Source organism: Bacillus sp. AFS001701, from assembly GCF_002559405.1.
Lineage (GTDB): Bacteria > Bacillota > Bacilli > Bacillales > Bacillaceae_G > Gottfriedia.
In genome coordinates, this window is record NZ_NTZO01000265.1 from 1 (window position 1) to 9,042 (window position 9,042).

10 protein-coding genes are annotated in these 9,042 nt (G+C 32.0%); 7 read left to right on the plus strand and 3 right to left on the minus strand.

Features of this window, described 5'->3' with window-relative positions; genetic code table 11:
• Window positions 1–291: 291 nt before the first annotated feature.
• Together CN514_RS17195 and CN514_RS17200 are read left to right on the plus strand one after the other, a co-directional pair.
• Entirely contained in the window at window positions 292–1,656 is a 1,365-nt protein-coding gene (locus tag CN514_RS17195; protein WP_098233653.1) for an alkaline phosphatase, read from the plus strand.
• Window positions 1,657–1,720: 64 nt separating this feature from the next.
• A complete protein-coding gene (locus CN514_RS17200; protein ID WP_098233654.1) occupies window positions 1,721–2,392 on the plus strand; it encodes a DUF4352 domain-containing protein in 672 nt (223 codons plus the stop codon).
• A 45-nt stretch (window positions 2,393–2,437) separates the two neighbouring features.
• On the opposite strand, the gene CN514_RS17205 is transcribed toward CN514_RS17200, so the two are convergent.
• Window positions 2,438–2,803 (minus strand): winged helix-turn-helix transcriptional regulator, encoded by a 366-nt coding sequence (locus tag CN514_RS17205; protein WP_091024744.1) that lies wholly within the window; start codon window positions 2,801–2,803, stop codon window positions 2,438–2,440.
• A 409-nt stretch (window positions 2,804–3,212) separates the two neighbouring features.
• On the opposite strand from CN514_RS17205, the gene CN514_RS17210 reads away from it, so the two are divergent.
• The 3 genes from CN514_RS17210 to CN514_RS17220 all read left to right on the plus strand — a co-directional run bounded on the left by CN514_RS17210 (window position 3,213) and on the right by CN514_RS17220 (window position 6,482).
• Window positions 3,213–4,415: an MFS transporter gene (locus tag CN514_RS17210; protein ID WP_098233655.1), complete on the plus strand. Its 1,203-nt coding sequence runs from the start codon at window positions 3,213–3,215 to the stop codon at window positions 4,413–4,415.
• Between the two features lie 39 nt (window positions 4,416–4,454).
• Window positions 4,455–5,285: an aldo/keto reductase gene (locus tag CN514_RS17215; RefSeq protein WP_098233656.1), complete on the plus strand. Its 831-nt coding sequence runs from the start codon at window positions 4,455–4,457 to the stop codon at window positions 5,283–5,285.
• Between the two features lie 312 nt (window positions 5,286–5,597).
• Window positions 5,598–6,482, plus strand: coding sequence for a TVP38/TMEM64 family protein (locus tag CN514_RS17220; RefSeq protein ID WP_286141732.1), 885 nt, complete (start codon window positions 5,598–5,600; stop codon window positions 6,480–6,482).
• A 118-nt stretch (window positions 6,483–6,600) separates the two neighbouring features.
• On the opposite strand, the gene CN514_RS17225 is transcribed toward CN514_RS17220, so the two are convergent.
• Both CN514_RS17225 and CN514_RS17230 read right to left on the minus strand, forming a co-directional pair.
• The gene (locus CN514_RS17225) at window positions 6,601–6,909 is read right to left on the minus strand and encodes a magnetosome magnetite crystal formation protein family (RefSeq protein ID WP_069033916.1); all 309 of its coding nucleotides are present in this window, start codon (window positions 6,907–6,909) and stop codon (window positions 6,601–6,603) included.
• Window positions 6,910–7,020: 111 nt separating this feature from the next.
• The gene (locus CN514_RS17230; protein ID WP_098233657.1) at window positions 7,021–7,665 is read right to left on the minus strand and encodes a TVP38/TMEM64 family protein; all 645 of its coding nucleotides are present in this window, start codon (window positions 7,663–7,665) and stop codon (window positions 7,021–7,023) included.
• A gap of 176 nt (window positions 7,666–7,841) precedes the next feature.
• Here CN514_RS17230 and CN514_RS17235 point away from each other — a divergent pair, with 176 nt between their 5' ends.
• A complete protein-coding gene (locus CN514_RS17235) occupies window positions 7,842–8,228 on the plus strand; it encodes a DoxX family protein (RefSeq protein WP_098233658.1) in 387 nt (128 codons plus the stop codon).
• A 164-nt stretch (window positions 8,229–8,392) separates the two neighbouring features.
• Complete coding sequence (locus CN514_RS17240; protein WP_176525947.1) at window positions 8,393–8,860, plus strand: DinB family protein; 468 nt, start codon at window positions 8,393–8,395, stop codon at window positions 8,858–8,860.
• The last annotated feature ends 182 nt before the right edge of the window (window positions 8,861–9,042 follow it).

Genomic DNA, 9,042 nt, shown 5'->3' on the forward strand with positions numbered 1-9,042 from the left:
ATTTAATATAAGGTAAAAACTTGTATTTATGAAATATTTTTTTAGTTAAATTAACCACTCTATTCAATTAGACATTTTAGTTCAAAAATGTGATGTATTTGTGAAGTAGACGCAACAAGACAGTTTATATTTGTATTCCTTTCAGAAAAGTATTGGTTCAATTAAGAAAATTAATTTAATAAAAATAATTCTTTATACTCTATTTACAGAACCTCCAAAGTAAATTAATAAAATTTCATTAAAATTAAGAGGTTAAATCTAATGAAACTTTAATTTTCGGGAGGTCTTTTTATGTTTACAAACAAACTTAAGAAAAAGTTAATTCCAGTTGCAGTGCTTTCAACGATGGCATTTGGTTCGTTTATTGGCTCATTTGCAAACCATACAGTACAAGCTAAGGAAACAAACAAGAATGAAATTAGAAATGTAATCTTCTTAATTGGAGATGGAATGGGAGTATCATACACGACTGCTTATCGTTATTTAAAAGATGACCCAAAAACAAAAGAAGTTGAACAAACAGAATTCGATCATTATTTAGTGGGACAACAAATGACTTATCCTGAAGACCCAAAGCAAAACATTACCGACTCTGCGGCAGCGGCAACAGCTATGTCAGCAGGAGTTAAAACCTATAATGCAGCAATTGGTGTAGATAATGATGGAACAAAAGTAAAAACAGTACTTGAGGCTGCAAAAGAAAAAGGAAAAGCGACAGGACTTGTTGCTACTTCAGAAATTACACATGCTACACCTGCGTCTTATGGAGCTCATGATGTAAGTCGTAAAAATATGAATGCAATTGCGGATGATTATTATGATGAACTAATTAAAGGTGGACATAAAATAGATGTCATGCTTGGTGGCGGATTAAGTAACTTTGTACGAGAAGATCGTGATTTAACAAAGCTATTTAAAAAAGATGGCTACTCTTATGTAACGAATAAAAATCAAATGTTAAAGGATAAAAACAATAAAATATTAGGTTTATTTGCTCCTGGTGGAATGCCGAAGATGATCGACCGTGAAGCATCTATCCCCTCATTAAGTGATATGACAAATTCAGCTATTAATAAATTAAGTAGAGATAAAGATGGTTTTTTCTTAATGGTAGAGGGTAGTCAAATTGATTGGGCTGGACATGATAACGATATCGTTGCGGCAATGAGTGAAATGGAAGACTTTGAAAAAGCATTTAAAGCTTCAATTGCATTTGCTAAAAAGGACAAGCATACATTAGTCGTTGCAACGGCAGACCACTCAACAGGTGGATATTCTATTGGGGCAAAAGGTGATTACAATTGGTACGGCGCACCGATTGCTGCAGCTAAACGTACTCCTGATTTCATGGCTGAACAAATTAGTAAAGGCGCAGATGTAGAAAAAACATTAAAATCGAATATTAACTTAGATTTGAAACCAGAAGAAATTCAAGCTGTTAAAAAAGCAGCAGAGTCAAAAAATATGGTAGAGATTGATAATGCAATCGAAGCAATTTTTGATAACCGTTCAGTAACTGGTTGGACTACTGGTGGTCACACAGGTGAAGACGTAAATGTTTATGCTTATGGCCCTGGCAGCCAATTATTTGCAGGGAAAATTGATAATACTGACCAAGCAAAAAACATCTTTAAAATTTTAAGGAATGGTAAATAAGAAAAAAAACAGATCCCGTTAAATGACCTTATTTAACGGGATTTAAGGATGAAAGGGGATTTTTATGAAAAAATTGATTCCATTTATTTTACTTTCTTTAATGCTTTCGGGATGTAGCTTAGTTCAGAAGGAGAAAACAACTGCTTCAGCAGAGAATATAAAAAAAGTCTCTACAATCTCCAAAAGCCGAGCAAAGTCTTTAGGCGATATATATGTGCCAAATCCACAGGTTTCAGATGATACGAGTTTACTTCTTAAAGGTCAAACACTGAAAGATGATAAAGGAGAAGTTACTTTAGAGGGCATTGCTTCATTAAACAAGTCCTATTCAATTGGACCGATTGAAATGAAAATTAAACAGATTAAGCTGATTAAAAACTTACCGACCTATTCTTTAATGGATTATTTTCATTACTATACAGAAAGCTATGAAAGTTTTCGATTCATTAAGGTTGAGGTAGAAATCATTAATCACTCGAATAAACAATTACACTTTGGTCCAGTTGCCCATTTGATGACAAGTAATAATGAAGTAAAGGAATTTAAAGATGACTTTTATATTGAATATTTAGGTGGGGAAATGAATCCTAATAGTTCAAAGCAAGGTGCCATGGGATTTATAGTCGATCATACTGATCCTAGCTTGAAATGGATTGAGTTAACAACTAGTGATGTATTGGATGATCAACATAAAGTAATAGTGAAAGCACAAAAGATAAAAGTGGATTTAAAATAGGTTGCAGAAAAAAACTCCTTTCATAATGAAAAAGGAGTTTTTTATTTATAGAGTTACTTCATCCTCAACTGGTGGAAGAAGTACGTCATTTTTGTCAGGATACATTGTTTCGATATGATTTTCTCCCCAAGTACACAGTAGATCTAATACTTCTTTCAAAGACCATCCGTAATCCGTTAAGGAATATTCCACTTTTGGCGGAACCTGATTAAATACTTTTCGGTGAACGATATTGTCTTCCTGTAATTCTTTCAGTTGCTGAGTTAGCATTTTTTGAGTAATGTTCGGCATTAATTTTTTTAATTGAGAAGTTCTTTTTGTGCCTTTTGTCAAATGACAAAGAATCACAACCTTCCATTTACCACCGATTACATCTAATGAAGCTTCAACTGGAATATTGTATTTTTTCATTTTCTCCTCTCCTTCATTCATTTTTATCAAATCCTACGAAACATATTTTTAATGATTCAAATATCATAACATTCTCTTCGCAAACTGTGTAGTTTCAAGTCTGGTAAAAAGTTTTTGTAATTTTTTCTCTGTTTTAAGCCTTTATTCGCTTAAATGTTACTAAAAAGTAACTATATCACTTCAAAGTACATACTTCTCTAACTTATTCCTATCGCTCATAATGACAAATAGTTAATTGATTAACAAACATTTACTAAAAAGTATTTTTAAATCTATAAAGGAAGACGTTAATCTATTTACTATTTCATTTAATTTATGTTTTGAATGACAGTGAGACTTTATTCAGGCGCTATGTCTCTTTGTATTCAAACTAATCATAAAAAATAACAATAACAAGGAGGATTTTTTTATGAACTCGACTGCTGCTTCGATTAAAATGCAAGAGAAAAAAAGTGGCACTCCTGCGTTAATGGCTCTTGCTATTAGTGCATTTGGGATTGGAACAACCGAATTTGTTCCCGTTGGTTTATTATCAACTCTAGCTGGTGATTTGAAAATTTCAATTACATTAGCGGGATTATTAATTTCTGGATATGCGATGGGTGTTGCATTTGGAGCACCAATTTTAACTGCATTAACAAACAAAATTGCTCGAAAATCGTTACTAGTGCTATTAATGATTATTTTTATCATTGGAAATAGTGTTGCTGCTTTTTCAACTAGTTTTGGTTTATTGTTAGTTGCTCGAATCATTACTTCATTTTCACATGGAGTATTCTTTTCAATCGGTTCAACAATTGCGGCCGATGTAGTACCTGAAAACAAACGTGCAAGTGCGATTGCATTTATGTTCACAGGCTTGACTGTTGCGACCGTAACAGGTGTTCCATTAGGCACATTTATTGGTCAGCATTTTGGATGGAGATCAACTTTTGGAGCTGTAGCATTATTAGGTGTGATTGCAATTATTGCAATTGCAATACTAGTTCCAAAAACAATTAAACAGCCACCGGCATCAAAATTTAGTGATAACCTGAAAGTTTTAAAAAATGGACCATTACTTTTAGCCTTTGCTATTACAGCATTAGGATATGGAGGTACTTTTGTAGCATTCACATACTTGTCACCAATCCTTGAAAAAATTACCGGTTTTGCTCCAAACTCTGTAAGTATTATCTTACTTGTTTATGGAATTGCAGTAGCACTTGGTAATACGATTGGTGGAAAAGCGGCAAATAAAAATCCATTAAAAGCACTAACATGGATGTTTGCTGTTCAAGCAATTGTTCTTATCATTCTATCGTTTACGGCACCATTTAAAGTAGTAGGAATTGTGACGATTTTCTTCTTAGGCTTGCTTGCTTTTATGAATGTACCTGGCCTACAAATTTATGTTGTGAAATTAGCTGAGAAGTATGTTCCTTCTGCTGTAGATATTGCATCAGCGCTAAATATAGCAGCATTCAACGTAGGTATTGCAATTGGAGCATTTATTGGCGGTTTAGTCGTAGATACAATCGGCTTGATTCATACACCGTGGATTGGTGGAATTATGGTTTTAGGAGCAGTTCTGTTAAGCATCTGGAGTGCTTCTTTAGAAAAGAAAAAGTAAATTTTAAAAAAATATTATTTAAAAAAAGGAGAAATAACAATGAATAATTTAGTTAAATTAAATAATGGTTTAGAAATGCCAGTAATTGGGTTAGGAGTTTTCCAAGTAGAAGATGGACAAGTCGTAATTGATTCTGTAAAAGCTGCAATACGAAATGGGTACCGTAGTATCGATACTGCAGCGATTTATCAAAACGAAGAAGGTGTAGGGCAAGGAATTAGAGAAGCTCTTGAAGAAAATGGTCTTAAACGTGAAGACTTATTTATTACATCAAAGGTATGGAATGCTGATCTAGGCTACAAATCAACTATCGATGCTTTCGAATTAAGCTTGAAAAAACTAGGTCTTGATTATTTAGATCTATATTTAATCCACTGGCCAGTAGAAGGTAAATATGTTGAATCATGGAAAGCACTTGAAACACTATACAAAAATGGAAAAGTAAAAGCAATTGGAATGAGTAACTTCCAAATTCATCACTTGAAAGAAGTAATGGAGAATGCTGAAATAATGCCTATGATCAATCAAGTTGAGTTACATCCTATGTTAAGTCAAGTTGAACTAAGAGAATTTTTAAAAGCAAACTCAATTCAAGTAGAAGCATGGGCTCCATTAATGCAAGGACAATTATTTGAAAATGAAACATTACTACAAATAGCAAACAAACATAATAAATCAATTGCTCAAGTTGTATTACGTTGGCATTTACAAAACGGTGTAGTGATTATACCAAAATCAATCAAAGAACATCGCATTCAAGAAAACGCAAATATTTTCGATTTTGAACTAACAGAAGAAGATATGAACCAAATCAACTCTCTGAACCAAAACCACCGTGTAGGTCCAGACCCAGACAATTTTGATTTTTAATTTAAAAATAAAAGTAAACGACTGTCTAATCTTTGACAGTCGTTTTTATTTCGAAACGAATGTGGAGCGTATGCACATCAAATCTTTTAAAAAAATTAATAAACTCGATCTAAATCATAGAGGCATTTTGCATTAAGAGTCGAATATTCGAATATAACAATTTCATTTACAAAAACTTCCTCACCGTAAGACTTAAGACTTAGTAAGTTTAATACTTTAGTTCGTTTCAAATTATATACGGTTTCGTTACGATAAACATAGTAGCGAAAAATATTGGAGAACGGTCAAGCTGTAGTAGAGGAGTTGATTACTTTGAAGAAAGAGAATAAACAGTCTAATACGATGAAAGAACTTACGTTGCACATAGTATTAGCTACAATATCGATCTTAATATTAGTCTCTAGTTTACCTACTGTCGTAACGATCTATAAAATATCACTTATTTTTGCAATCATGGGAATTTTGCTACTAGATTTCTATCTAGTTGTATCGAATCATAAAAAGTTTTTAAAGGTTACAAAAATAGCACTAATTAGTTTATTACTTTGTATATCAGTAGTTGGAATTCTATTTTATGCTAGTCAATTTCTCGTATTCGTAGATACGTACGGAGTTGAGCGAATATTAACCAATCATATTACAACTGCAAAGTTATTATTTTTCTTAATCTGTTTATTTCAACCGATTTTTTTACCTTTACCAGAAGCACTTACTATTCCTGCGGGTAGTGCTGTTATCGGATCGTTTTCAGGAGCGGTAATAGGATTTTTAGGTTCAACTTTAGGTATTGTGATTATGTATTTCTTAGCAAGAATAGGTGGGCTTAAATTAGTTTCAAAGTTTGTTAAAGAAAGACAGTTAAAAAAATATCAGGAATATGTTAAAAAAAATGAAACAATTATTTTAACTTTAATGTTTATCATTCCGATTTTACCAGATGAAATTATTTGTGTCGGGGCAGGAATTAGTAAAGTTTCTTTCAAAAAGTTTCTATTAATTGCTTCGATTTCAAAATTAATTACATCATCTCTACTATCATACTCTGTTTATTTGGCTAAATTTTTCTCTTTAACAACATCGCAAATAGCTTTAACTAGCTCCATTTTAATTGCCTGCATCTTATCTTTATCATTAATGATTAAGAAATTAATTAAACGAACTAATTCAAAAGAAGTTTATGTAACACAAAGTGAATAAAAAAAAGGCAATGTAATGGTTTAACATTACATTGCCTTTTTACTTATTAAGAAAGTTTAAAATTGCGTTTGTCGAAATTGAAAATTTCCTGAGAAATAATGTAGAAAACATGACGAATTTACATCAATACTTTAATACCTTGAACAATATTCCATATAAAGACAATTAAATTAACAATGAATGCTAATATAAATCCACCGATAAGAGCAAAACCTGCACCGTCACCAAAAGTATTAAAAGTGAAAAGGGAGATAATTGCTAAAATAATAATTGTTAGAAAGGGGAGTATATGTGAAAAAAATGCTCGTTTAGAATGCGATTTTAGTTGTTGATCCTTTGCGACGAAATAAACAATTATTGGGAATAAGAAAGGTGCGAAGAATACGCTAAAATAACATAATGAGGACAAAATCTTATTTGTTTCCATCTTTTTACCTCGGTTTCTTAAAAAGTTTTAATTAATCTTAGTATAGATTAATTTATATATAAAAATCGATTTAATTATTAACAATTTTTTAAAATACATAATTTGAAAAAGTTAGGCTGAGAAATGTGTATCCTTTTTTTGTTTCTTTTTTAAAGAAATGTAAATGAAAAATCCGGCTAAGATTGTAGTAGTAATACAGATTGTAATCCATGGTGAGCCAAGCAAGAAATTTCCGTATAATGTATAAAGAACTGCAATTGGAATATTACCAGCAAGCACAATTGCAATATAGGACAAGTATTTCATATTAGTGGAGGCTGCGATAAAGCATGCACCATCTGTTGGAGCTAGTGGAGTTGCAACTGTTAAGAATAAGTATCTCTTTCGATTCGAAATAATTTCTTCAAATAGAGAGGGATATTTATTTTCCATAAATTGCTGGATCGAATCACTTAAAATACTTCTACTTAATAAATAAATAATTGTTTCTGTGATGGCCATTCCGATTAATGATAAGAGAATGGTTTCAAACGGGTGAAAAAACAAGCTACCTACTACAATTAATACAGAGCTAGGAATGAATAGAAAGATTCTTGCACAGAAAATAGCGACAAATAATAGCATCGGGTTGATGGAGGAATTAGCAATAAAATGTTTTATATCTTGCAATGATAAATGAAATAAATGATATCGAATGGCGAGTAGTAGCATTAAAATCCAAAAGCCGATTACAGTTAGTGGAACGACTTTTTTCATGATGTATGCTCTCCTTTTAAGTTAGAAAATCTTCTGTTATAGTATTCTATTCCTCAAATACAAGAAAACTGATTCATTTTTTAAAAATTAATAATAAAGGTCATAAACATGTCAAAAAATGAATAAAAATAATTATGCACTAAATATCTCAAATTAAAGAGAATTGAGGTGGAGATATGCTTGATGAAGGCCTATTAGTTATTCGACTTGTTTTAGGTATTATTTTATTAGGTCACGGGGTGCAGAAAGTATTTGGTTGGTTTGGTGGTTACGGTATTAAAGGAACTGGAAAATGGTTAGAGTCGATTGGAATCAAACCTGGAGCATTTTTTGCTTTTATAACAGGAGCGGCAGAAATCGTAGGTGGATTCTTTGTAGCGGCTGGTGTATATACAGAAATTGGCGCATGGTTGATAATAGTAGTGATGGCAGTAGCAGTATTAAAGGTTCATATAAAGAACGGATTCTGGAATACTTCGAACGGATTTGAGTTTAATCTATTAATTATTGCAGCTGCAATAGGGTTATTGCTCACTGGTCCAGGATCTATGGTTTTATTTTAAGAGATTGATAGTTAATAAGACTGGAGGGAGTCTCACTATTGAGGCTCTTTTTTTGTTTCTTAATTATCGTTAAAAACAATCATCTGTTTCTATCGAGATAACATCTTTTATGAAAAATATCCCTCCATATAATATCAGTAATGATATTATATGGAGGGATCAAGATGGCAGATGCTATTTTTGAACAACTTAGGTTTACAAGGGTTTATACATTGAAAGTTCTTGGTTCTGTTTCAAAAGAAGCTGTAGATGTAATACCAGCAGGATTCAATAATAATATTCTTTGGAATGCAGGTCATGTGCTAGGGGCATATGAGCAATTACTTTATGCTAACACTGGTGATGCTGGGAAACTTCCAAAGGAATTCGTTGATTTTTTCAAGGGTGGGACTAAACCAGGTGACTGGCAAGCGGAGCCACCATCATATGAGGAAATTGTTACGTTATTGGAACAGCAAGTTGAACAAGTAATTTTTACATATGAAGGGCGTTTAGATGAAATCATTTCAAAAGAGATGAAACTAGGTAGTTTTGAAATAAAGACAGTTCGAGACATGATTAGCTTTAACATTTTCCATGAAGGGCTACATGCCGGATTAATAAACGGTTTAAAAAGATCACTTGGCCAGTAGAGTTATTTTTTGACTTTTGTCCACACATTAAATCTAGGAGTTTATGCTCTTAGATTTTTTTGTTATAATCATGTTTAACAATTTGTCATTTTGATAGTTTGAAAATTGTGGTAATTCAAAATAAAATATGGCTCTATCTAATTGATTTTTGTTTTTTAGTAACATTAATAATAATATTAAAT

What these genes read in the sequence shown, in the direction of transcription:
- CN514_RS17200 (WP_098233654.1), top strand. Translation starts at nt 1,721, where the DNA reads ATGAAAAAATTGATTCCATTTATTTTACTTTCTTTAATGCTTTCGGGA.
- CN514_RS17240 (WP_176525947.1), top strand. Translation starts at nt 8,393, where the DNA reads ATGGCAGATGCTATTTTTGAACAACTTAGGTTTACAAGGGTTTATACA.
- CN514_RS17195 (WP_098233653.1), top strand. Translation starts at nt 292, where the DNA reads ATGTTTACAAACAAACTTAAGAAAAAGTTAATTCCAGTTGCAGTGCTT.
- CN514_RS17210 (WP_098233655.1), top strand. Translation starts at nt 3,213, where the DNA reads ATGAACTCGACTGCTGCTTCGATTAAAATGCAAGAGAAAAAAAGTGGC.
- CN514_RS17230 (WP_098233657.1), bottom strand. Translation starts at nt 7,665, where the DNA reads ATGAAAAAAGTCGTTCCACTAACTGTAATCGGCTTTTGGATTTTAATG.
- CN514_RS17225 (WP_069033916.1), bottom strand. Translation starts at nt 6,909, where the DNA reads ATGGAAACAAATAAGATTTTGTCCTCATTATGTTATTTTAGCGTATTC.
- CN514_RS17215 (WP_098233656.1), top strand. Translation starts at nt 4,455, where the DNA reads ATGAATAATTTAGTTAAATTAAATAATGGTTTAGAAATGCCAGTAATT.
- CN514_RS17235 (WP_098233658.1), top strand. Translation starts at nt 7,842, where the DNA reads ATGCTTGATGAAGGCCTATTAGTTATTCGACTTGTTTTAGGTATTATT.
- CN514_RS17205 (WP_091024744.1), bottom strand. Translation starts at nt 2,803, where the DNA reads ATGAAAAAATACAATATTCCAGTTGAAGCTTCATTAGATGTAATCGGT.